Consider the following 22,176-nt stretch of genomic DNA (forward strand, 5'->3'; position numbering starts at 1 on the left):
CCTAAGAACAAGTCTCATTCAAATCAGCATGGCAACCCTGCTCGATTTAGTCGGTAATACCCCTTTAGTTGAACTGAACCGGCTCAATCCCAATCCCAACGTTACGATTTACGGTAAACTCGAAGGCAATAATCCGGGCGGCAGCGTCAAAGACCGGGCGGCAGCCAGTATGATCCAGGGCGCGCTAGGCCGTGGCGATCTTAAGCCAGGTATGAAGCTGATTGAAGCTACCAGCGGAAACACCGGCATTGCACTGGCCATGATTGCCCGACTCTACAATATCGATATCGAGCTGGTCATGCCCGAAACATCGACCCGTGAGCGGGTTCTGACCATGGAAGCGTTCGGGGCGAAGGTGATTCTGACCGAAACCATGGAAAGTGCCCGTGACTATGCGGAAGAACAAATGCAAAAGGGCGGCTATCTGATGCTCAACCAGTTTGCCAATCCTGATAATTACCTGGCTCATTACCGAACAACGGGCCCTGAAATCTGGCGCGATACAGCCGGGAAAATCACCCATTTTGTGTCGTCGATGGGCACTACAGGCACCATCATGGGTACTTCACGCTATCTGAAAGAGCAAAATTCGGATGTGCAGATCGTTGGTTGCCAGCCTACCGATGGGTCGTCGATACCGGGCATTCGCAAGTGGCCTATCGAGTATCTCCCTAAAATTTTTGACCCCAAACGGGTTGATCGCGTCATCGAAATTTCGGCCGAAGATGCCACCCAAATGACGCGCCAACTGGCGAGTGCTGAAGGTGTTTTTGCAGGCATGAGTAGTGGTGGAGCTGTTTATGCAGCCGTTCAACTGGCGAAGGAGCTGGAAAGTGGCGTTATTGTCTGCATCATCTGCGACCGGGGTGACCGGTATCTGTCGTCCGACTTATTTGGATAAACCTTACAGGTTTTCAAAAGCCTTTTAGGTTTATGGGCGTATTTTTGCAGCATGTACAAGCGTATTATCCTACCATTGCTGTTTCGTTTCGATGCCGAAACGATTCACCATACTGTCACTACACTGCTTAAACTGGCCCTGTCGATTCCCGGAGCTTCATTCCTCTGCCGAAAACTGTATGTCCTCGAAGACCAGCGTTTAGCCCGTACCGTTTTTGGCCTCACGTTCCCCAATCCAGTTGGCATGGCGGCTGGTTTCGACAAAAACGCCGAACTGGTCAGCGAGTTGAGCGATCTTGGTTTTGGCTTTGTTGAAATTGGCACTGTTACCCCCCGACCACAACCCGGTAATCCCCGCCCTCGACTGTTTCGTCTGAAAGCTGATGGAGGGCTTATCAACCGAATGGGCTTCAATAATAAAGGCGTAGCCCCAGCGGCCGCACGGCTTCGGCACTTTGCCCGGAACCGCAACGGTAATCCGGTGATTATTGGTGGTAATATTGGCAAAAACAAGGATACGCCCAACGAAAAGGCGCTGGACGATTACCTGATCAGTTTCCGCGAGTTGTTCGATGCCGTAGATTACTTTGTAGTAAACGTGAGTTCGCCTAATACCCCTGGCCTCCGCGACCTTCAGGAACGAGAGCCACTCACGAAGCTATTGACGGCGTTGCAGCAGGAAAACAATCAGCGTCCTGCCCCTAAACCTATTTTACTAAAAATTGCTCCTGACCTCACCAATGGGCAGCTGGACGACATCATCGCCATTGTAAGCGACACCAAAATCGCGGGCGTTATTGCCACCAATACGACCATCAGCCGTGAGAACTTACGCACCGAACCAGCCGTTGTTGACCAGATCGGTGCGGGTGGTGTCAGTGGACGCCCTCTACGGAATCGGTCTACGGAGGTGATTAGCTATCTGCATCAAAATTCAGGGGGAAGTTTCCCAATCATTGGTGTTGGCGGGATCACGACAGCCGACGATGCGCAAGAAAAACTCAGGGCCGGAGCCAGTTTGGTGCAAGTGTACACAAGCTTCATATATGAAGGCCCTGCCTTGGCCAAACGCATCAATCAACAGCTTTTGCAGACGTTGTGAATCAGCAATTTTAATTTGCGTGTGACTGCACTAGCTACCTAGCGTCTCCGTATTGATGGAATCAATGCCTTATCGGCCTTTTTAGACCCGGTTGGTAAGATGTTGTAATATTTTGCAGTACTACACAGTTTTTCGGTAAAAAGTGGGAAATTTACCTACTGCTATCGCCCTAACCCCAAGTTTATGGCACAACCAACCACGTCTCCACGCCAGAATACGCTCCGACGTCCAGACGAACGGAACGAGCCACGTCCCCGCTTGCCAAACAACAAATCCAATGGTCGCTCAAAGGGTCCCTCCTTCAACTGGGGAGCGGCACTGGATCGCTGGTTTACTGATCAACGTTCTGTACTGACCCTTGGCGTTCTGCTCATGGGTCTGGCCATTGGCCTACTGGTAGCGTTTATCTCCTATTTGCTTAACGGTCCTGCCGATCAGAGCGTTGTTGGCGCTGCATTCACAGAGCCCTTAGCCGAAACCGGCAACGAAACCCGGAACTGGGTAGGTCTGGTGGGTGCCTATATTGCCCATGTGTTTGTCTTTCGCTGGTTCGGTGTAGGGGCACTGGCTATCCCTGTCATTGTATTCCTGGCTGGTTATAAACTAACCTTTGGTTCCGAACTGTTACCCCTCAGCCGCACCACAACGGCCTTACTGTTTGCGGCTGTATGGTGTAGCCTGATGTTGGGCTATATTGTCCTCGTCACCGATTCGGCAGCCACATCCAGCGTATGGTGTGGGGGTATCGGTTATGAACTGAACGTATTGCTGTATGGCCTGTTTGGCTGGGGAAATCTGGCGTTCATCGGATTCATGCTCTTTTTCTTTGTGGTCTATTTCTTCGATGTACAGCATATAAAAATGCCCGATTTCTCGCGCCCGGCCCGCCCGAAGACTAGAAATCGATCAGACAATCCACTACAGACCTATGAAGAGAGTGAGGCCGAGCCAGACGAGGAAGACGACTTTAATCTTAGAGATTTTGCCGAAGAAGCCAATCCGTCTACGACTCCACCTCCTGCAAACACCTTCGTTAAAAACGACCGGGTAGATACCTATACGGAAAACGTACAAGAGGAAGCGACTCCACCAGCCGATGCAATTGCCAAAACAACTGGCGTTACGCTGACAATCAAAAATCGGGATGCTGTTGTCGACGAACCGTCGGATGAAAAAGAACTGGATAGTGTGCCATCCTCACTCATTGAACCCGATCCGTTTGAAGATAACGATCTGGCGTCGATCCACGGGTTATACGACTCTACGCTCGATCTGCCCCAGTACCAGTATCCAACCAACGACCTGCTGACGGACTATCAAAACAACCGGAAAGCGCAGGTTTCGGACGATGAACTGACGGCCAACAAAGAGCGAATCGAAACCACACTTCGCAACTTCGGTATCGAGATTGACTCCATTCAGGCATCTATCGGCCCAACGGTTACGTTGTATGAAATTGTACCGGCGAAAGGGGTACGTATTTCCAAAATTAAGAGCCTGGAAGACGACATTGCATTAAGCCTGTCGGCGCTGGGTATTCGTATCATAGCGCCCATGCCGGGGATGGGGACAATCGGTATTGAGGTGCCGAACAAAAACCGCGAAATGGTTTCGATGCGGTCGATGATCACCAGCGAGGCCTTTTCGAATTCGAAGTATGATTTACCGGTTGTGCTGGGAAAAACCATATCAAACGAAATTTATGTAGCCGATCTGGCCAAAATGCCGCACTTACTGATGGCCGGGGCAACTGGTCAGGGAAAATCGGTCGGGTTGAACGTACTACTTACCTCACTGATTTATAAGAAGCACCCTTCGCAGTTAAAACTGGTCCTGGTCGATCCCAAAAAGGTAGAACTGACGCTCTTTAACAAGCTGGAACGGCATTTCCTGGCTAAGCTACCCGACTCCGACGAGCCGATCATTACCGATACCAAAAAAGTGGTGAATACGCTTAACTCGCTTTGTATCGAGATGGACGCCCGCTACAACCTGCTGAAAGATGCCGGTTGCCGAAACCTGAAAGAATACAACGCCAAGTTTGTGAAACGGCGGCTGAATCCCGAAAAAGGCCATCGCTTCCTGCCCTACATCGTTCTGATTATCGACGAATTGGCCGATCTGATGATGACGGCGGGTAAAGAAGTCGAGCAACCCATTGCCCGACTGGCTCAGTTGGCGCGTGCTATTGGCATTCACCTGGTAGTGGCTACGCAACGTCCGTCGGTAAACGTGATTACGGGATTGATTAAGGCCAACTTCCCGGCCCGGTTATCGTTCAAGGTAACGTCAAAAATCGACTCCCGGACGATTCTGGACACGGGCGGGGCCGAGCAGCTCGTTGGTATGGGTGATATGCTGCTATCCTCAAATTCTGAGATCATCCGTCTGCAATGTCCGTTTGTGGATACCAATGAAATTGAAGAACTCTGCGAATATGTTGGCAACCAGCGCGGCTACGACGATGCCTACGCCCTTCCTGAGTTTGTCGGTGATGATGGTGGGCAAAACGATGATAAAGATGTCGATCTGGGTAACCGCGACCCAATGTTCGATGAAGCCGCTCGCTTGATCGTTATTCACCAGCAGGGAAGCACCTCCCTGATCCAGCGTAAGCTCAAACTGGGCTATAACCGGGCAGGCCGATTAATCGATCAGTTAGAAGCCGCTAAAATTGTCGGGCCGTTTGAAGGCAGCAAAGCGAGGGATGTTCTTGTCCAGGATTTACAAATGCTGGAAGACATACTTAAGCGGCTGAAAGGCGAATAACTAGGTTGTTTCAAGTTTAGAGTTTCAGGTTTCCAATTGCTGACGCATCAATAACCTTCGCGTCAGTAACTTGAAACCTGAAACTTCAATCACTTCTTCTTAAAACAATTAAACTTTTCCATTCACTTTCCCGTCTAAGAACTATACACGGGCTAAAACCTGTATTACTGAGTAATAATTATAGAAATGAAGAAAATTGCATGGGTGCTAAGCGTAGCTTTACTGACCGTATCAGTAGCTTTCGCTCAGAAAGATAAACGGGCCCAGAGCATTCTGGATGCCATGAGCAAGCAGTATAAATCTCTGAAATCATACCAGGCCACATTTACATACACAAGTGCCGGAGGAGGTGCAAAAGAGTCGTATAAAGGTGATCTGACGGTAAAAAACGAAAAGTTTCACTTGATTCTGGGCGGACAGGAAGTATTTACCGATGGTAAAACCATGTCGACCTACATCAAGGAGACCAATGAAGTAAACGTTCAGGACTACGATGCGAGCGGTGGTGGCGAACTAAACCCGACGCAGATTTATACGATTTATAAGCGTGGCTTCGATTACAGGTTTTTGAAAGAGCAAAAAGAAGGTAGCCGGACGCTTGAAGTCATTGAACTGACGCCCAATCGCCCCAAAAGCCCTATCGCCACTATACAGATTTCGGTCGACAAAGCCGACAAATCGGTCCGTAACTGGCTGATCACTAATAAAGACGGCAAGCGTACAACCTATAACATTACCAAGTTTACACCCAACGTAAACGTCCCCGATTCGTATTTCGTTTTCGACAAAGCGAAATACCCAGGTGTCGAAGTGGTTGACTTACGGTAAGTATAATGGACAATGAATAATGTATAATGAGCAACGTATACTTTCTTGTTAGCCACATCATACATTGTCCATTATACATTATTCATTGTCCATCCCTACACTTTCTCCCCAAATGCCAGGTCGCCGGAATCGCCAATGCCTGGAACGATGTAAAAATGCTCGTTCAGGTGGTCGTCAATTGCCCCTAACCAAAGATGGCACTGCGGAAGTTGCTGCTGCACATGGCGGACGCCTTCAGGGCTGGCAATAACAGCGGCAATATGCGTTTGCGAAGGAATTCCGTATCGAAGTAAGGCATGATATACTTTTTCGAGCGAACGGCCCGTGGCAAGCATCGGGTCGCAAAGGATGAGTGGTTTCCCGCTCAGATCAGGGCTGACAATGTAGTCCATCGCGATCTCGAAGTCATCATGATCGGCTGATGAATACCCCCGATAAGCTCCGGCAAACGCATTCTCAGCCTGGTCGAAATAATTGGCAAATCCCTGATGAAAAGGTAGCCCGGCACGGAGAATCGTAGCCAGAACGGGCTGTTGTCGAAGCACTTGTGTGTTTGATACGCCAAGAGGTGTTTGTACTTTGACGGATTGATAGGGTAATTTTTTTGAGATTTCATACGCCATTAATTCACCAAGTCGTTCAAGATTACGACGGAATCGCAGCCGATCCTGCTGAATAGAAACATCTCGAAGTTCGGCGATAAATTGGTTCGCTATGGAAGGTTGCTGGGCAAAAACAAACATGGTTTGTAGGCTTCTTTGCCTGTAAATTAGCCCTAAGGTTGGCGTATATCCAAACCAATTGCCTAATTTAAGCGGCTCATACGGTTCAACCCAGTTCTTAAGAAGCCCGATAGGGCCAATGTTAGTACAGTACATGCGCCACAACGGTTACGTTATCTGTTTCTTTTTCTTTTCGTTATGTGTGCGGGCACAAAGCCCGTTTGTACCGCTCAACGCTGACTATTATCACCTTATAGACCGGCTCGAAATTCGTCAGGGGCATTGGGCTGAAGGGTTTCATAGTACGCTTAAACCCTATAACCGTCAGAGTGTTATCCAGCTCGTCGACAGTGTAGCCGCACATCCTACGCGTAACCTGTCAGACACCGATTACTTTACGATTGGGTACCTCCGCGATGACAGTTGGGAATGGGCTACTGCCTACGATACGGTTAGTAAAGATCCATTTACCCGGCATCTGAAATCCCCTAAAACGGTTGGTGATAGTCGCAAACCGCTATTAACTCATTTTTATAAAAAGAAGGCCGACTTCTACAACTTACAAACTCCCGACGTCGATCTACATGTGAATCCGGTCTTTTATATCGGCCCCGGCCTTGATCGAACCTCGTACAATTCCGATGTACCGCCTACAGACCAGCAGCTTCTTTTTGTGAATACGCGGGGGCTGGAGGTGCGGGGAACCATCGGCCGTAAACTTGGCTTTTACACCTATTTTTCAGACAATCAGGCTATTTATCCTGAATACATCCAACAATATGGCCAAACTTATGGACAGGGGCTTGAGTATAGTAGATCAGGTACACTACAGCGCACAGCGCCCGGTGAAAGCTTTATAAAAGATTTTGGCACTAAAGGCGTCGATTTTCTATCAGCACGCGGTTATATCACGTTTAATGCGCTGAAAGTTATCAATGTTCAATTTGGTCACGACCGAAATTTCTTTGGAAATGGCTTTCGGTCGTTGTTTCTATCCGACAACAGTCCGGCCTATTTATTCCTGAAATTATCGACCCGACTGGGTAGCCGAATTCAATACACAAATCTGTTTACCTCACTCCAAAATACCCAGGCTGTGGTAGCCAAGGAGGAAAAGCTGATTCCCCCAAAGTTTGCCGCGATTCACCATCTAAGCATTAACCTGACTGACTTTCTCAATCTGGGTATATTTGAGGCCGAAGTCTTTAGCCGCGACCGACTGGATTTGAGCTACTTGAACCCAGTTATTCTATATCGGTATGTAGAGTCTAGCCTGGGTAGTAAAGATAATGCCTTTATTGGTATTGATTTAAAGGCCAATTTTCTGTCGCATTTTCTGGTTTATTCACAAATTTTGCTGGACGAGTTCCGATTGAAACCCCTTCTAGCTGGTCAGGGTGACTGGACCAACAAGTTTGCCATTCAGGTGGGTGGTAAATACATCGACGCTTTTGCGGTACCTAATCTAGACGTGCAGCTTGAGATGAACCTGGCACGACCCTATACTTACTCGCATGAATCGGGGGTGGGAGTTAGTGCCGGACAAACCAATTATGCACATTTTAGCCAGCCGATGGCCCATCCACTGGGCGCTAATTTTGTAGAAGGGCTAGGCATTGTTCGGTATCAGCAGAAAAAATGGTCGTTCAATGGTATAGCTGGCGTCATGATGTACGGAGCCGATACCGCTCCGGATATTAACTATGGCGGTAATATATTAAAAGACTACACTACTCGCTTCCGGGATGAAAGCAATTTTATTGGCCAGGGACGTAAAAACATCATCACCTATGCCGATGTGCGGGCTTCGTACATGATCCGGCATAACATATTTCTGGAGGGACGTTTTCTCTATCGCTATCAGGATAGCCAGTTACGGACCAACAGCTATAGTGAACAAATGGCAAGCTTTGCCCTGCGCTGGAACCTCCCCTACCGAAACTGGGTATTTTAGGCATTGCTCCATCAACTCATCATTATCTGTATATAAGTAAACTTGTGAAAATATATTATGTTATTTTCTGTCATCCCGACGCAGGAGGGATCTTCGGAGACGGCATAAAAGGTAATCTCCGAAGATCCCCGCTCCGGCGGCCCGGTCGTTCCTCGGGATGACAGAAACGTCCTAGCCGCCTACGCTAAACTAGTTTCGCTTGATTACTTAACAGGCTGATCATTAGACCATAGAATTAATTGAACCTATAAAATCTGTATCAGGTGTTGGCCGGTAACGCCCAACTTTACAACTTTACAGACGATAAAACTTTATAACAGACTCAATGATTGATCTCATTCGTCAGGAGTTAACTGAGGCCCAATCGGTTTTGGATAATTTCCTGGCTAACCCCGCCCACCTGGAAGCTATTGAGCAAGCGGCTACACTCATGGCCGATGCGTTGAAAACAGGCCATAAGATCATTTCCTGTGGCAATGGTGGCTCCCACTGCGATGCCATGCACTTTGCCGAAGAGCTGTCTGGCCGTTACCGGGATAACCGTCGTTCGCTGGCAGCGATTGCTATTTCAGACGTGAGCCACTTGTCCTGCGTCAGCAACGACTTCGGGTATGAATACGTGTTTTCGCGGTTTATCGAAGGACTGGGCAACGAGGACGATGTTTTACTTGGATTAAGTACCAGTGGCAACTCGGGCAATATTATCAAAGCCGTAGAAGCCGCCCGTCAAAAAGGCATGAAAGTGATTCTGTTAACGGGAAAAGATGGAGGCAAATTGGCCAATCAGGCTGACGTCGAAATTCGGGTTCCTCATTTTGGTTACGCCGACCGTATTCAGGAGATTCACATCAAGGTGATCCACCTCTTTATTCTGCTGATTGAGAAACAGATTATTGGTTGATTGGTTGGTTAGTTAAGTGGTTAAGTGGTTGAATATACCAAGGACCAATTAACCACTTAACTAACCAATCAACTAATAATCTCCACCGGCGCCACCACCACCGAAGCTGCCGCCACCAAAGCCGCCGAAGCTTCCTCCACTATCTCCGCCACCGCTCCAGCCGCCACCACCGCCTGAGCTTCCCCAACCCGAGCCCCAGCCCGGAGTTGGTAAGAAAACGGGGCCACCCCAACCACCACCGCGATTTCGGTTGCTACCTCCTCCGCGATTTCGGCGGGAAATGATAAAGATGATGATCAGAAAGATGATCAGTACAATGAAGAAGGTTCCAGCTCCTTCATCATCAGAATTAGACTTAGGCTCAGCCTTGTATTCACCCTGAAGTCGTTGGATAATTTCGGTAGTACCTGCATCGAGGCCCTGATACCACTGCTCCTGTTTGAAAGCCGGTGCTATTGTATTACTGATGATTCGCTTGGCAATAGCATCAGGAATAGCACCTTCTACGCCATAACCCGTAGCAATGTAGATCTTACGGGTTTGAGTAGCCCAGGCAAGAAGTAGTCCATTGTTCTTTCCCTGTTGTCCCACCCCCCACTTTCGGCCCACCTGAAACGCAAAATCACCGATCGGGTAGGGTTCGGTGGTTCTGACAATGACAATCGTAATCTGCGTAGAGGTTGAGTCGTTATAAGCCCGAAGCTTTTGCTCCAATTGCGCCCGTTCGTTACTGCTCAAAATCCCAACAAAATCATTGACCAGCCGGGGAGGATTCGGTTTGTCAGGGATGACATTATCCGTTGCCGTATCCTGCGCCCAAGCATTAATGGAGGCAATCAACAGGAGCGCTACAAACCCGGGACGAAGTATTCGAGCTAGGAAATTTACAAAGAGGTGTACATTCACGGTAGTATCAGTCAAACGAAATATCGTCGGAGAGTTCGTTGGTGTCGTCGCTGGTGTAAGGGAAATAATGCTTTAACTGTTCACCAGCACGTTCAATTCCCCGGCTTAATCCTTCGGCATAAGCGCCATTTACAAAATAGCTACGCATCAGGTCTTTCGTGCTTTCCCAGAAATTTACCGGCACTTTGGCATCAATTCCTTTATCGCCAATTATAGCAAATTTCCGATCGGCATGAGCGAGATAGAAGAGCACTCCATTCTGATCTTTAGTCTGGTGCATGCCTAATTGAGCAAATACATCAATAGCCCGCTGCACCGGATCGGCCTTGGGGCAATGCGCTTCGACATGCACGCGTATTTCGCCCGATGTGGCCTTTTCGGCCTGTCGGATAGACTCGACAATGCGCTGTTGCTCGTCGGTAGAGAAAGGGTTGGTTTGCATGGTGCAGGGTGCAGGGTGCAGGGTGCAAGGAGCAGGGAATAAGGTTAATTTCTTTTATCCTTACCCCATGCACCTTGCTCCATGCCCCCTGCTATTAAAACTGAACCGTTGGAGCGCTTTGAGCTGCCTGCGAAGCCTCGAAGAAGCCTTTTACAGGGAAACCGAATATACCGGCGAAGATATTGTTCGGGAATGAGCGTACCGACTGGTTATAGACCCGAACGGCCCCGTTGAAATCATTTCGCGCTACCGAAATGCGGTTTTCTGTTCCTTCCAATTGTGCCTGCAACTCTGAAAAGTTCTGAGTGGCTTTCAGTTGCGGATAGCTCTCAGCAACAGCCAGTAAGCGCGACAGTGAACCGCTCAACTGATCCTGAGCCGCCTGGAATTTCTGAATATTCTCGGGCGTCAACTGGTCAGCATTTAATTTTATACCCGTCGCGTTGGCACGCGCCTGAATCACAGCGGTCAACGTACTTTTTTCAAAATTAGCCGCCCCCTGTACAGTCCGTACCAGGTTAGGAATCAGATCCGAACGGCGTTGGTATTGAGTTTGGACCTGGGCCCACTTTTCCTGAACATTCGTATCATTCTGAACCAGACCGTTGTAGGAGCTACAACCGTACATACCCAGAATAAGGGCAATCACTATGACAACAATTAACGATTTTGACATGGTTTCCTGAAATGCAAAGGTTATGACTTGGATTCAAAGTTGTCCAAAACTACAAATTTGTCTACGTAAAACTACGCCAACGGTGTTTTTCTCATCTTTGTCCCACATTTGTATGGATAATTGGTAGCCATCAACTCATTTTAGCTGTTTAATTCATACGCTTAGGTTGATCGATAGAGTTATTGGCCAGAAACATACAGTATTTATGAATCTTGATTTAAGTGGTAAAACGGCCTTGGTTGGGGGTAGTACACAGGGGATTGGCCATGCCAGTGCTGTAGAATTAGCCTTGCTGGGCGCTAATGTTATTTTGATGGCTCGTAATGAGCCAAAGATGCAATCCGTATTAACGGAACTCGATACGTCAAAAGGTCAGATTCACCGATACCTAGTGGCCGACTTTAGCCAGCCAGATGCTGTGCTTACAGCCATTACGAAACATCTGGCTCAGTTTCCTGACGTACATATTCTGGTCAATAACACCGGTGGCCCGCCGGGAGGCCCTTTGATTGACGCCAAACCTGAAGAGTTTATCCAGACATTTCACAACCACTTGCTGAACAATCACATATTGGTGCAGGCTATTGTCCCATCCATGAAGCGACTGGGTTATGGCCGAATCGTGAATATTATCTCTACGTCAGTCAAACAGCCGATTGTTGGCCTGGGGGTTTCTAATACGATTCGGGGGGCAGTAGCGCAATGGGCAAAGACGTTGTCGCTCGAAATTGGCCGTTTTGGCATAACTGTAAACAATGTCCTTCCTGGCTACACACAAACGGCACGACTGGAATCCACACTAGCTTTGCGTGCGAAAACGTCCGGTAAATCAGAAGAAGAAATTGCAGCCCAGTTGGCTCAGGAGATTCCGATTGGTCGGTTTGCTACTCCAGAAGAAGTAGCCGCAGCCGTAGCCTTCCTATGTACACCCGCAGCGGCATCGATCAATGGCATTAATGTGCCGGTCGATGGTGGGAAGACGGGAAGCTTGTAGAAAAGTTATACAGTTGCAGGGTTATAGTGTTGTAAAGTTTCTGGAGTCAAATATCAACTTTACAACGCTATAACCCTGCAACTGTATAACTCAAACAAGATTATTCTTAAACGCATACGCTACCATACCTGCAGTATTTTTAGTGCCGGTCTTTTCGAGAATACGTAATCGATGACCTTCGACGGTTCGGGGACTCAGGAAAATTTTCTCACTGATTTCATTGGTCGACAAGCCTTCACAAATCAGCATTAACACCTCTTTTTCGCGTTCAGAAAGTAAGATTTTGCTATTATAAAATGCATTGACGGGTTTGTTGACCGTTGGTTTGTTGGTCATCTTGCGTAACATCGCCTTCGAAACGAATTCGTTCAGATACACACCTTCGTCCATTACTTTCCGAACGGCTTTTTCGACCTCGCCAGCTTCCGCATCTTTCAACAGGTATCCACTAACTCCTTTCTCCAATAAGTGCAGAACCATCCGGTCTTCATCGTGCATGGTGAGCACAACAATTTTTATAAGCGGGTGATTTTCGCGTAGGTAGTCGGCAGTTGCCGTACCATCCATAACCGGCATCTGTAGATCCAGAAGAACGACGTCAGGCATTTTCCGAGCAATTTTCTCAATCAGTTCCTGACCATTCCCTGCTTCCAGAATCAACTCAAAATCATGAATCTGGCCAAGAATAGTTGCCATCCCGACGCGGAATAGAGTATGATCGTCGCAGAGGGCCAGCTTAATTTTTCGCATAGAGGAGGGTAGAGTTAAAGGATATACCGTATGAGTCGTAAAGTCGGCCATTCGGTAAACAAATTAACTCAATAAATCGACAGGCTGTGCATCATGGAGTTGAACCTGCACATGAATCCTTGAACCACGACCAGGGGCAACATCAAACGTAACGTGGCCATTCACTACATTCAGACGGCTTTCAATGTTGCGAAGCCCCAGACCTGTTTTCCGGTTTTCCATAACTGCATCAAAATCAAAGCCTACGCCATCATCAACGACCGACAGGCGAACTTCATTTTCGAAACGAATCAGATGGATGGTAACGTGCCGGGCCCGGGCGTGTCGGATGGCGTTGTTGAGCAGTTCCTGGGCAATACGGTAAAGCATTAGTTCAAGTGCCGGCAGAAATCCAAGTTCTGGCTCAGGATAAATTAACTCAACCTCAATTTCATTATCAGTTGCCCGATCGGCCAGTTCTTCCAAAGCGGCCAGCAGACCAAAACGCTCAAGGGTGGTTGGCACCAGATTTCGGCTGATTCGCCGAACATTGGTCATAGTTTCGTCAATCATGGAGCGGGTTTTCTGAAACTGAAACCCAACCTGTAGTTCACCCCCTAGTTGCTGCTCCAGCTGGTTCAGGCTCATTTTCGTGATCGACAGCATGGTCCCGATACCATCGTGCATATCTTCGGCCAGCCGTCGGCGTTCTTCTTCCTGCCCGCGAAAGGTGGCTTCCATCAGCTCGCGACGATGCTGCGCCTGTAACTCTTTAAACGCTAACTGTTGTTTGGCCTGTTTTTGCTGGTAATAGGCCACGAAAATGATGATGAACACCGCCATCATCAAAAGCACGGCCGTACCTACAGCAATTACAAAACCAGAATCCATCGACATACCTTTATTCTACCGCGATCTAAACAACACAAAATTGATCAATCTACCTCTGAAAGTCAACGAATTAAGGCCTCGATTGAGCGAGCGGCAAAGAGTTTATAGTTATTAAGTAACCGAAAGTTACTTTCTACTTTTTATCGTGTGAAAATATGAGGCTAAATTTGATTCTCTTCATCGTATCGACTTAACCAGATGCCCACACTCGACAATACACAGAAAAGGATATAGAAGATCAGGTTGGTATACCAGTACTGGCGAAATACTTCGGGCCTAGCGTCCTTCGACAGAACTTTATCGCTTAAGAGGAATATAAAAAACGTGCCACAAAAGTATAGTAACAACCCACTACTTATCCAGAACATGGAATATAGTATAATATTTTTTATGTTCATTTCGGACAGCACGCGCTCAAAAAAAAACAAGATTAGAATTAATCCGTAAACGCGGACTGTAGAGAAATTTCCAATAGAAAAATCATGTGCCGAATAAAAAAAGCAGTTCAGTAGAAAGGCTAATGAACCACCCCAAATAATCGCTTTTCTGTACGTTTTTGAGGAAATTCGGCAGTTACTGTAAAAGAGAAGGCTTAAAAAGCCTAGTTCAATAAATGAAAAAAAATTATAAATGAATAAATTATTCGTTCGGCTATCAGCTAGTATATTAGAACTAATATCTCTTAAAAAAATAAGTACGAAGAAAGCAACGAGCAGCTTGTTTTCGTACTTCGTATACTTTAGAAATAATAACCCCATTAGAATTGGTAAAAGGGTTATTATTTCAGCAATAAAAGCGACAGGATATTCCTCAAATGAGGTAAACAAATGCTCCATTCTCTACTATTGACCACAAAATTGCGGGCAGGGTCTTCCATCGCCTACTACCATCTCTCCATCGTCACCGCCGTCGTCTTTCAGACCGCTCTGACTTACAGGTATCGGTAAGTCGTGCCCGCGTTCATCGACACCCGTAAGCAGAATTCGTGGCTTAAGCTGGCCTTTACCGGCTTCGGTTGGTTTTCCATCCTCATCCTCCCATCGCTTGGCATAATGAACCCTGATTCCGACGCATCCTTTTTGCTTCAGCAATTGGTTAATTTTAGCAGCGCCAAAAAATTCGGAGCGGGTATACTCATCTTCTTTTAGTCCACAGGCCAGCTTGGCGCTGCGGTAAGCATCCTTCATCGGAACGCTTTCTTTTGGATTTAGAAAGCGTCCTACCTGTTCATTAAACACGGAATCAGTCATGATTAAAACGTACGGAGTAAAATAGGAAGTACTGGTTGTATTAGGTGGATATAGTCGGAAAGCTACCCGAAATTACAAGAAGCAGAATTGTATAACAAATCAACCTAAAGTCTACTTAAGACATATAATAGACTCAATTTCAAAGCATTAAGTCTTTTAATATAAAAACCTAATACGTAGTTCTACGTATCAAATTACGGATTTTTGCCTGATTCAATCAGGCCAATCAAAATCGGGGATTTTGCGCTCAAATGAGTGTATGGGTACCCTTACCTTTGTACTGTAGCTGATGCCTCGTCAGCAACGACATTTTCTCATAGGTTAGGTTAATGAAAAATGCCAGCACAATTTGCGCTGGCATTTTTTTATGTTTGAACTTCAAATAGCTCTTCATTTCGCCAAGTTCCTTATCCATTCATATGACTGCCAAACCAGTTAGCCATTCTCGTACGACACTTACCGAATTAATGATTCCGTCTTATGCCAATTTTGGCGGACGTGTTCACGGAGGTATTCTCTTATCACTGATGGATAAAGTGGCCTATGCCTGTGCTGCCAAACATGCCGGTCAATACTGCGTAACGGTATCGGTCGATGGGGTCAATTTCCGCCAGCCTGTTGAAGTGGGGGAGTTGGTTTCGCTGATGGCCTCAGTCAATTACGTAGGTCGTACGTCGCTGGTCGTCGGCATAAAAGTGGTAGCCGAAAATGTACGTTTGGGTTCAGTGAAGCATACGAACACCAGTTATTTTACAATGGTTGCTAAAAATGAAGCTGAACAGCCTACTGAAGTGCCTCCTCTTTTGCTCGAAACAACGGACGATGTCAGGCGGTTTCTGGAAGCTATGAAACGAAAGGAGTTGCGCGCATCTTATAGCGAACATTTTGACAATGCCCGAACCCGTATGCTGCTGAATGAAAGCCTTGACAAGCTGCAACATGAACGCTGCCAGCTTACAGATAGTCTGAACCGGGATTTATGTGATTAAACTGATTGGCTTGATTTTGTTTATTCTAGTATGAATTAAGGCTGAGTTTTTGTCATCCCGACGAAGGAGGGATCTCAAGGCTCCCTAATCAATTACTAAGGCTACATTGAGATCCCTCCTTCGTCGGGATGACAAAAACGCTTATTTCAAGCGCTTATTTTCAAAAGTTTAAACAGTCTCTCTATGTAATCGCAATTGGCTCTGAATTACTTTGAAAACAAATTTCACAAAATCAGCCAAATCAGTTTAATCACATAAATCCCGGTTCAGATTTCACCCCGCACTAGCTTTGCACCGGCCACCATGTTGGCAAGTTTCTGTTTAGCAGCCCAGCGGGCTGTTTGACTAAGGCCACAATCAGGGGCTACGGCCAGTTTTTCTGCCGGAACATAAGGCAGGCATTTTCGGATACGTTCAGCGACATCATCGGGTGTTTCGATGTAATAGCTTTTTACATCGATAACGCCCACAGCGACATCGAACTTTTCGGCAAACCGTTCGAGCAGGTTTACCTCCGAAAAATTCAGCACGGTCATTTCCGTATGCAGTTCATCGACATGCATATCCAGGAAGTCGGGTAACATCGGTGCAATGGTTTTCTTACCAACAGACCGGCCTTTGTAATTTCCAAAACACAGGTGCATTGATAAGCGAGTCTTTCCGACTCCCGGCGCCACCGTCCTGTTAAAAATATCGACGAATCGTTTGGTATCTTCGCGGTACGCATAACACGACATGGAAGGCTCATCGACGCAAATTTCGGGTACGCCCAATTCAACCAGCCGGGCAATTTCCTGACTAACCAGTGGCAGCAGGGCTTCCGTCACGTCCCAGCGATCTTTGTAAAGATTTCCGGGAAGTAACCGTCCACTCAAGGTATATGGCCCTGGAATTGACACTTTAATCCCCTGCCCTTCGGGTGCCAGTCGTTTTAGGCGCAGATATTCTTCAACCACTCCCAATCCATTTGGGGCTGTAAGTGGTTCCATAATGTTATGCTTCCCGCGCTGATCGTGTGCTGGCGGCCCGAATCGACGCAATTCAGTTTCGTTATTCTGTATCCCGTTGATGTAGCCATAGAACGAAAGATTGAAATCGAATCGGGTTTGTTCACCGTCGGTTATCACATCCAATCCAGCCGAAACCTGATCGTGGACCGAAGCAATCACCGCATCTTCAATTAGTTCATTAATATCGGCCGGGCCGAACTGAGTCAGGTGCTGGCTGGAAAATTCAAGCCAACCCGGAAAAGGCATAGAACCAACAACGGTTGTTTTAATAGGAACAGGCTGCACAGAATGAGTTGAGTTTAGGGTTTGTTGTTAGCTTATAACGGTTAACTGCTTAGTTTTCAGCACGACGAATACCAACAGATCAGGTGGCTTTAGGAATTTTTATAGCAACCGGGTCCCAATTGATGACCTTACGCTGGGCTGCGCTCAGATTGGCCGCCAGCGATGGAGCTGCGGCACGTAGCCCAAACTCGGCATCTTCCCGAACCAGCGATGGATTGTTTTCTCGGATTGCATTGAAGAACACAATCATATGGTCGAGCCGATCGTCGTATCCATCGGGAGCCGTATAGGTAACGACAGGTTCATTCTGTACAGTCCGGGTAAACTGACTAGCTGGATATTTCTGCTCATACTGCCGGATAAACTCGTCCTGCATAGCCTGTGGGTACGTGAAAAGCGCGTCGTACCCTCGGCTATACATAGGCGCATTGGGCCGTTTAAGCCGGTTCATCACAAACGAATTCCAGCCAATGTCGATAACACCTTCCGTTCCGACTAATCGGGTATGAATGTCGCCACCCGCACCTGTAGCCAGATTGACTCGGGTCGTAAATTGGAAAGATGGATGCTTATCCGTTTTGGGATAGTCCATCATGGCCGTCACCAGATCGTAGGCATCGCGCCCATCTTTCCAGTAATTCAGATCCCCAAGAGCGAAAATTCGGGTTGGGCCGAGCGAGCCCGTAATGGTATGAACACCCGTGACCAGGTGAACAAACAAGTCGCCCGCTACGCCCGTACCATAATCTTTATAGTTCCGCCAGCGGAAAAATCGCTCGGCCTGAAAAGGATGTTTGGGCGCATCGCCTACGTAACGATCCCAGTCTAATTCTTTAGGGTCTAGATTAGGAGGCATTGTATACTGCCAGGCCCCTAACGCATCCGTCCGATCCAGAAACGTTTCTACAGACGTCAGCTCACCAATGTGGCCTGCTTCATACCGTCGTTTTGCTTCGAGGACCGCCGACGCACTTGCCCGCTGACTGCCTACCTGAAACACTTTACCTGATTTTTTATGTGCTGCAATAACGGCCTGTCCCTCTTCGATGTGGTGCACCATCGGCTTTTCACAGTACACATGTTTTCCGGCTTTCAGCGCAGCGATCGAGATATGATCGTGCCAGTGATCGGGTACACAGATCAGAACAGCATCAACATCTTTACGGGCCAGCACTTCCCGATAATCGCGAGTAGTGAACAGATCTGGCCCCCAGACTTCTTTTGCCCTGACCAGACGTGGACCGTATAAATCAGCTACGGCTACTACTTTCGTACCCGGCACCTTAAGGGCGCAATCGAGATCGTAGTGGCCAATGATTCCAGCGCCAATCAGACCAATATTGATTGTATCGGCTGCGGAGCGAGGTTGGATGATTTCGATCAGATGTTCGCGGTAATCTGTCGTTGAGGAAGCCAGGGCGTCTACACCAGCCAGGGTAGATCCACCGGCCAGCAAAGCCGACGTACCTCCAAGCCGACGGAGGAATTTACGACGTGAATGCATAGGTAGGGTTCAGTTGCAGGAAGCCGAAATATACCATTTTATCAATAAAAAGTACCGACTCCTTTTCTATCGAATTGGGTATTCCCACCAAAGCATATCCTCAATCTGATCGAATAGTCGAAACCCACTTTTTTCCAGTACTTTCTGAGAGGCCACATTCTTAGCCTGCGTATCGGCTACTACCCGACGAACTTCAGGCTGCTCACTCGCCCACTTTACCAGTCCGCAAACCATTTCGGTCATATACCCCTGTCGATGTACAGCGGAGTATGTACCGTAGCCAACTTCTATAGTACCGGTTTCATCGGGTTCGCCTTTAAATTTTGCTTCGGCTACAAATTGCTGTTTTTCGCGGTCGATGGCCATCCACAGCGTATGGTACAACGGATCGTTGGTGGGATCTTTTAATCGGGGAATCGTAAAATGAATGACAATGCTTAATACAGGTTCGACCAGTTCCCGACAGCCCGTTTTTAGGCCCATTTCCTCCTCTAGCTGATGCGTGTCGGCTGTATACAGATACAACTGCTTAAGCGTAAGTGGGACTAGAGTCAGGCGCTGAGTTTCAATCATTTACCTTATACTTTTCTAAGTTAAAACCAACCAGAGGCCCAACAAAAATATATGCCTTCTGAACTAGTCTTCCATAGAACTCTATATTATTTTCCTCCCAGCCAGCTTCACTATCGACAGATACACCATATTCGGCCAGCTTGTTGCTATCAAATAATAAAATACCCGATAGATTCAAAAGTTCTTGTTTTGTTAAAACGCCTTGTACCTGTTTAACCAAATACTTTAAAGCACCCGGTTGATCTTTATCAATCCATGTTGCCGCCACTAACATATCCCAGGCAATAGCATCCTCAGGTAATACTAAAGCATATAAGGCAAATGGCCCTTTCTGCTCTTCTATAGCTTTGCGCAACTGACCAATTTTATTAGCAAGTGCTTTCATAAAATTCTAAGTAACGTTTTTGCGGCACTGATCATTCTGGCGGCAGACAAGGTTGTTGCAGTACCTGTTATCGCATAACGCAACTCCGGTTTCCACAGTTTCAAGTCAGACCACTCAGCTAAATAAAGGGTTTTAACTGTATCTTCAACTCCCGACAATCGAAGCAGAATATCAAAATCATGTGTTTTAAAACTACTTAGTCCCTGAAATTCACCGTTTGTTTCAGGAAAGCCACGCCACTTCAATGTCTTACATATGCGCAGTTTTAAACCGATCTCAACGGCATAACCACTCAGATAACTAGCTCCATCAAAGCGTTTAGCCTTTAATAAAAGCTCAGCATCCGCTAAACGGGCCGTTGCAATTTTTTTCAGTTCAGATTTAGGTATCATACTTGTCCTTCACTCACGCTCCAGCCACCGTCAACGGTCAGCACTTGCCCAGTCGTAAATGCGGAATAATCGGACATGAAGTAAACAGCCGCTCCATCCAGATCATCGGGCTGGCCAATCCGACCGCCATCCAGAGGCTGCTTGGTTCTGGTAAAGGCTAGTATTGTGTCGTCCTGTACAGCCCGTTGCGCCATCGGCGTTTCGACCAAGGCGGGGGCCAGCACATTGACCCGAATATTATCGTTGGCGTAGTAAGCGGCCACTGATTTTGTAAAGCCAATCACAGCCGATTTCATGGCCGCATACGCATGGGTGGCAAAATAAGCCGGCGAAGGGCGCGACCCAAGTACAGAACCCATATTAAGAATCACTCCCCCGCCACCCTGAGCCCGAAACGCCCGTACGGCAGCCTGATTGGAAAGCATGAGCGAGGTGAGGTTCAGATTAACGGTATAATTCCAGCCATCGAGGGTAAGGTCATGCAGCGGCCCATCGCCGAACCGCCGACCGCTGCCCCCGGCCACATGATAGAGCCCATCGAATCCACCAAAAATCTGCTGGCAAAGCGCAATGGCTTTCGGCGCTGTTTGCGGATCAGATGCATCGCCCGACATCGCCAGCCCGTTTCCATCCAATTGTCTTTCGGCAGCCGTACAGCTTTCTGGATTACGCCCTACCACCACAACCTGTGCTCCTTCGCGTATAAAGGCCAGTGCAGCTGACAGGCCCATACCTGTAGTGCCACCAACTACTACAATCTTTTTAGAATCTAACCACATTCGGATATACTGATGAATTTAGGTATGCAAGAAACAAAATTGACCGGCTATCGCCAATAAGTCTTTAAGATTGTTACTTACCTGCCTTTTTTCTGCAACTCAAGAACCTGTTTCGCGCTGACAAAACTTGCATTTACAGATTGTTCGTGGCCATAAACTGCTTAATAAATTCATCAAAATTCTGATCTGCCTTAAATCCCAACTGTAATGCCCTTGCGTTATCGACCCGGCCGGGCCAGCTACTGACAATGGCATTGATGGCTGGATCAGGTTTAAACAGAACCCGCTCAAGCGCTTCTTTACCGGCAATCCGCTCAAGCGAATCCAGCATTTGCTGTACAGTAACACTAATTCCAGGTAAATTGACCGTACGCCAATCGCCAAAATCTGTTCCATCCAGCAAAGCTCCGTTCAGGATATTTTGAATAACGGTATCCGGGCTCGATAACCACAGCGACAAATCAGGCTCTACCGGGCATATAGCCTGCTCCCCCTGAATGGGTTCGCGGATAATGCTGCTCACAAAGGAAGAAGCTGCCAGATTAGGCCGACCAGGCCGAACACAAATAGTGGGTAACCGAAGTACACGGCCATCTATATAGCCTTTTCGGGTGTAATCATTCACCAGTAGTTCACCAATAGCTTTTTGGGCTCCGTATGACGATTGCGGCCTGACGGCTACTGTGTCGTCGACAATAGCGGGTAATGTCCCTCCGTATACAGCCAGCGAGCTGGAAAAGACAAATCGAATCGATGCCTGTTGATGGCGACAGGCTTCCAGCAGATTACGGGTAATATCCAGATTGATTTTCCAGCCCAGATCAAAGTCCTTCTCCGCATGACTACTTACAACGGCCGCCAGGTGAAACACCATCTGAGTTCTGGCTGAGATAATCATCGCTGCAGCCCCTTCTGCCGACAAGTCTAGCTGTTGGCAACGAATTCGATCGTTTTCTACAGGCTTCGGTGGCATCACAACATCAACCAGCAATAGTTCATCGAACGGTACTGAACTGCTCAGCAGGGCTTTTGCCAGTCGCTGTCCAAGAAAACCGGCTCCACCCGTAATAATTAGTTGCATAACGCTATATCCTTTTGACCTATGTAAAGCCAAATTTCCATAGAAACTCCTGATAGTTACGTAAGAGCGTATAGTATACGAGCCTTTCAGCACTCAATCAGGTAGCACTACTTA

Annotated in this window: 22 protein-coding genes; 8 read left to right on the forward strand and 14 right to left on the reverse strand. The window is 47.5% G+C overall.

Annotated elements, in window-relative coordinates; genetic code table 11:
- The first annotated feature begins 28 nt into the window (after positions 1 to 28).
- The 4 genes from cysM (at position 29) to ACYVFD_RS11805 (ending at position 5,599) form a co-directional block, all read left to right on the forward strand.
- Positions 29 to 901 (forward strand): cysteine synthase CysM, encoded by an 873-nt coding sequence (gene cysM, locus ACYVFD_RS11790; protein ID WP_461090238.1) that lies wholly within the window; start codon positions 29 to 31, stop codon positions 899 to 901.
- A 51-nt stretch (positions 902 to 952) separates the two neighbouring features.
- Positions 953 to 2,002: a quinone-dependent dihydroorotate dehydrogenase gene (locus tag ACYVFD_RS11795; protein WP_461090239.1), complete on the forward strand. Its 1,050-nt coding sequence runs from the start codon at positions 953 to 955 to the stop codon at positions 2,000 to 2,002.
- Positions 2,003 to 2,185: 183 nt separating this feature from the next.
- Complete coding sequence (locus ACYVFD_RS11800) at positions 2,186 to 4,771, forward strand: FtsK/SpoIIIE family DNA translocase (RefSeq protein ID WP_461090240.1); 2,586 nt, start codon at positions 2,186 to 2,188, stop codon at positions 4,769 to 4,771.
- Positions 4,772 to 4,957: 186 nt separating this feature from the next.
- A complete protein-coding gene (locus ACYVFD_RS11805) occupies positions 4,958 to 5,599 on the forward strand; it encodes a LolA family protein (RefSeq protein WP_461090241.1) in 642 nt (213 codons plus the stop codon).
- A 95-nt stretch (positions 5,600 to 5,694) separates the two neighbouring features.
- On the opposite strand, the gene upp is transcribed toward ACYVFD_RS11805, so the two are convergent.
- The gene (gene upp / locus ACYVFD_RS11810; RefSeq protein ID WP_461090242.1) at positions 5,695 to 6,342 is read right to left on the reverse strand and encodes a uracil phosphoribosyltransferase; all 648 of its coding nucleotides are present in this window, start codon (positions 6,340 to 6,342) and stop codon (positions 5,695 to 5,697) included.
- A gap of 133 nt (positions 6,343 to 6,475) precedes the next feature.
- Between upp and ACYVFD_RS11815 the strand changes: the two genes are divergently transcribed.
- Positions 6,476 to 8,275 carry a hypothetical protein gene (locus ACYVFD_RS11815; protein ID WP_461090243.1) on the forward strand — a complete coding sequence of 600 codons (1,800 nt, stop codon included), beginning with the start codon at positions 6,476 to 6,478 and terminating at the stop codon, positions 8,273 to 8,275.
- 325 nt (positions 8,276 to 8,600) lie between these two features.
- Positions 8,601 to 9,176, forward strand: a complete 576-nt coding sequence (gene lpcA, locus ACYVFD_RS11820) for a D-sedoheptulose 7-phosphate isomerase (RefSeq protein WP_461090244.1) — start codon at positions 8,601 to 8,603, stop codon at positions 9,174 to 9,176.
- A 72-nt stretch (positions 9,177 to 9,248) separates the two neighbouring features.
- Here the strand turns inward: lpcA and ACYVFD_RS11825 are convergent, their stop codons facing one another.
- The 3 genes from ACYVFD_RS11825 to ACYVFD_RS11835 form a co-directional block, all read right to left on the reverse strand.
- Positions 9,249 to 10,097 carry a TPM domain-containing protein gene (locus ACYVFD_RS11825; protein WP_461090246.1) on the reverse strand — a complete coding sequence of 283 codons (849 nt, stop codon included), beginning with the start codon at positions 10,095 to 10,097 and terminating at the stop codon, positions 9,249 to 9,251.
- On the reverse strand, positions 10,090 to 10,524 hold the full coding sequence (locus tag ACYVFD_RS11830; RefSeq protein WP_461090247.1) for a TPM domain-containing protein: 435 nt from the start codon (positions 10,522 to 10,524) through the stop codon (positions 10,090 to 10,092). Before ACYVFD_RS11830 ends, ACYVFD_RS11825 begins: the two co-directional genes overlap by 8 nt.
- A gap of 94 nt (positions 10,525 to 10,618) precedes the next feature.
- Positions 10,619 to 11,200: a LemA family protein gene (locus ACYVFD_RS11835; protein WP_461090248.1), complete on the reverse strand. Its 582-nt coding sequence runs from the start codon at positions 11,198 to 11,200 to the stop codon at positions 10,619 to 10,621.
- Positions 11,201 to 11,405: 205 nt separating this feature from the next.
- On the opposite strand from ACYVFD_RS11835, the gene ACYVFD_RS11840 reads away from it, so the two are divergent.
- Complete coding sequence (locus ACYVFD_RS11840; protein WP_461090249.1) at positions 11,406 to 12,194, forward strand: SDR family oxidoreductase; 789 nt, start codon at positions 11,406 to 11,408, stop codon at positions 12,192 to 12,194.
- A gap of 90 nt (positions 12,195 to 12,284) precedes the next feature.
- Here ACYVFD_RS11840 and ACYVFD_RS11845 read toward each other — a convergent pair whose 3' ends face one another.
- The 3 genes from ACYVFD_RS11845 to ACYVFD_RS11855 form a co-directional block, all read right to left on the reverse strand.
- Positions 12,285 to 12,944, reverse strand: a complete 660-nt coding sequence (locus ACYVFD_RS11845) for a response regulator transcription factor (RefSeq protein ID WP_461090250.1) — start codon at positions 12,942 to 12,944, stop codon at positions 12,285 to 12,287.
- A 63-nt stretch (positions 12,945 to 13,007) separates the two neighbouring features.
- A complete protein-coding gene (locus ACYVFD_RS11850; protein WP_461090252.1) occupies positions 13,008 to 13,820 on the reverse strand; it encodes a sensor histidine kinase in 813 nt (270 codons plus the stop codon).
- Between the two features lie 836 nt (positions 13,821 to 14,656).
- Positions 14,657 to 15,064, reverse strand: a complete 408-nt coding sequence (locus ACYVFD_RS11855) for a hypothetical protein (RefSeq protein WP_461090253.1) — start codon at positions 15,062 to 15,064, stop codon at positions 14,657 to 14,659.
- A 419-nt stretch (positions 15,065 to 15,483) separates the two neighbouring features.
- Between ACYVFD_RS11855 and ACYVFD_RS11860 the strand changes: the two genes are divergently transcribed.
- Complete coding sequence (locus tag ACYVFD_RS11860; protein WP_461090255.1) at positions 15,484 to 16,053, forward strand: acyl-CoA thioesterase; 570 nt, start codon at positions 15,484 to 15,486, stop codon at positions 16,051 to 16,053.
- Positions 16,054 to 16,319: 266 nt separating this feature from the next.
- Here the strand turns inward: ACYVFD_RS11860 and ACYVFD_RS11865 are convergent, their stop codons facing one another.
- The 7 genes from ACYVFD_RS11865 to denD all read right to left on the reverse strand — a co-directional run bounded on the left by ACYVFD_RS11865 (position 16,320) and on the right by denD (position 22,062).
- Positions 16,320 to 17,348: a methionine synthase gene (locus tag ACYVFD_RS11865; RefSeq protein WP_461090257.1), complete on the reverse strand. Its 1,029-nt coding sequence runs from the start codon at positions 17,346 to 17,348 to the stop codon at positions 16,320 to 16,322.
- 79 nt (positions 17,349 to 17,427) lie between these two features.
- Complete coding sequence (locus tag ACYVFD_RS11870; protein WP_461090258.1) at positions 17,428 to 18,852, reverse strand: Gfo/Idh/MocA family protein; 1,425 nt, start codon at positions 18,850 to 18,852, stop codon at positions 17,428 to 17,430.
- Between the two features lie 66 nt (positions 18,853 to 18,918).
- The gene (locus ACYVFD_RS11875; protein ID WP_461090259.1) at positions 18,919 to 19,425 is read right to left on the reverse strand and encodes a GNAT family N-acetyltransferase; all 507 of its coding nucleotides are present in this window, start codon (positions 19,423 to 19,425) and stop codon (positions 18,919 to 18,921) included.
- Positions 19,418 to 19,810 carry a hypothetical protein gene (locus tag ACYVFD_RS11880; protein WP_461090260.1) on the reverse strand — a complete coding sequence of 131 codons (393 nt, stop codon included), beginning with the start codon at positions 19,808 to 19,810 and terminating at the stop codon, positions 19,418 to 19,420. Before ACYVFD_RS11880 ends, ACYVFD_RS11875 begins: the two co-directional genes overlap by 8 nt.
- Positions 19,807 to 20,202: a hypothetical protein gene (locus tag ACYVFD_RS11885; RefSeq protein ID WP_461090261.1), complete on the reverse strand. Its 396-nt coding sequence runs from the start codon at positions 20,200 to 20,202 to the stop codon at positions 19,807 to 19,809. Before ACYVFD_RS11885 ends, ACYVFD_RS11880 begins: the two co-directional genes overlap by 4 nt.
- A complete protein-coding gene (locus tag ACYVFD_RS11890) occupies positions 20,199 to 20,981 on the reverse strand; it encodes an SDR family NAD(P)-dependent oxidoreductase (protein WP_461090262.1) in 783 nt (260 codons plus the stop codon). Before ACYVFD_RS11890 ends, ACYVFD_RS11885 begins: the two co-directional genes overlap by 4 nt.
- Positions 20,982 to 21,114: 133 nt before the next feature.
- Positions 21,115 to 22,062: a D-erythronate dehydrogenase gene (gene denD / locus ACYVFD_RS11895; protein WP_461090263.1), complete on the reverse strand. Its 948-nt coding sequence runs from the start codon at positions 22,060 to 22,062 to the stop codon at positions 21,115 to 21,117.
- Positions 22,063 to 22,176: the final 114 nt, after the last annotated feature.

It is taken from the genome of Spirosoma gilvum, assembly GCF_054776815.1.

Excerpts from the sequence above, each read along its gene's own strand:
- cysM (WP_461090238.1), top strand. The coding sequence starts at position 29 with ATGGCAACCCTGCTCGATTTAGTCGGTAATACCCCTTTAGTTGAACTG.
- ACYVFD_RS11795 (WP_461090239.1), top strand. The coding sequence starts at position 953 with ATGTACAAGCGTATTATCCTACCATTGCTGTTTCGTTTCGATGCCGAA.
- ACYVFD_RS11800 (WP_461090240.1), top strand. The coding sequence starts at position 2,186 with ATGGCACAACCAACCACGTCTCCACGCCAGAATACGCTCCGACGTCCA.
- ACYVFD_RS11805 (WP_461090241.1), top strand. The coding sequence starts at position 4,958 with ATGAAGAAAATTGCATGGGTGCTAAGCGTAGCTTTACTGACCGTATCA.
- upp (WP_461090242.1), bottom strand. The coding sequence starts at position 6,342 with ATGTTTGTTTTTGCCCAGCAACCTTCCATAGCGAACCAATTTATCGCC.
- ACYVFD_RS11815 (WP_461090243.1), top strand. The coding sequence starts at position 6,476 with ATGCGCCACAACGGTTACGTTATCTGTTTCTTTTTCTTTTCGTTATGT.
- lpcA (WP_461090244.1), top strand. The coding sequence starts at position 8,601 with ATGATTGATCTCATTCGTCAGGAGTTAACTGAGGCCCAATCGGTTTTG.
- ACYVFD_RS11830 (WP_461090247.1), bottom strand. The coding sequence starts at position 10,524 with ATGCAAACCAACCCTTTCTCTACCGACGAGCAACAGCGCATTGTCGAG.
- ACYVFD_RS11835 (WP_461090248.1), bottom strand. The coding sequence starts at position 11,200 with ATGTCAAAATCGTTAATTGTTGTCATAGTGATTGCCCTTATTCTGGGT.
- ACYVFD_RS11840 (WP_461090249.1), top strand. The coding sequence starts at position 11,406 with ATGAATCTTGATTTAAGTGGTAAAACGGCCTTGGTTGGGGGTAGTACA.
- ACYVFD_RS11845 (WP_461090250.1), bottom strand. The coding sequence starts at position 12,944 with ATGCGAAAAATTAAGCTGGCCCTCTGCGACGATCATACTCTATTCCGC.
- ACYVFD_RS11850 (WP_461090252.1), bottom strand. The coding sequence starts at position 13,820 with ATGTCGATGGATTCTGGTTTTGTAATTGCTGTAGGTACGGCCGTGCTT.
- ACYVFD_RS11855 (WP_461090253.1), bottom strand. The coding sequence starts at position 15,064 with ATGACTGATTCCGTGTTTAATGAACAGGTAGGACGCTTTCTAAATCCA.
- ACYVFD_RS11860 (WP_461090255.1), top strand. The coding sequence starts at position 15,484 with ATGACTGCCAAACCAGTTAGCCATTCTCGTACGACACTTACCGAATTA.
- ACYVFD_RS11870 (WP_461090258.1), bottom strand. The coding sequence starts at position 18,852 with ATGCATTCACGTCGTAAATTCCTCCGTCGGCTTGGAGGTACGTCGGCT.
- ACYVFD_RS11875 (WP_461090259.1), bottom strand. The coding sequence starts at position 19,425 with ATGATTGAAACTCAGCGCCTGACTCTAGTCCCACTTACGCTTAAGCAG.
- ACYVFD_RS11880 (WP_461090260.1), bottom strand. The coding sequence starts at position 19,810 with ATGAAAGCACTTGCTAATAAAATTGGTCAGTTGCGCAAAGCTATAGAA.
- ACYVFD_RS11885 (WP_461090261.1), bottom strand. The coding sequence starts at position 20,202 with ATGATACCTAAATCTGAACTGAAAAAAATTGCAACGGCCCGTTTAGCG.
- ACYVFD_RS11890 (WP_461090262.1), bottom strand. The coding sequence starts at position 20,981 with ATGTGGTTAGATTCTAAAAAGATTGTAGTAGTTGGTGGCACTACAGGT.
- denD (WP_461090263.1), bottom strand. The coding sequence starts at position 22,062 with ATGCAACTAATTATTACGGGTGGAGCCGGTTTTCTTGGACAGCGACTG.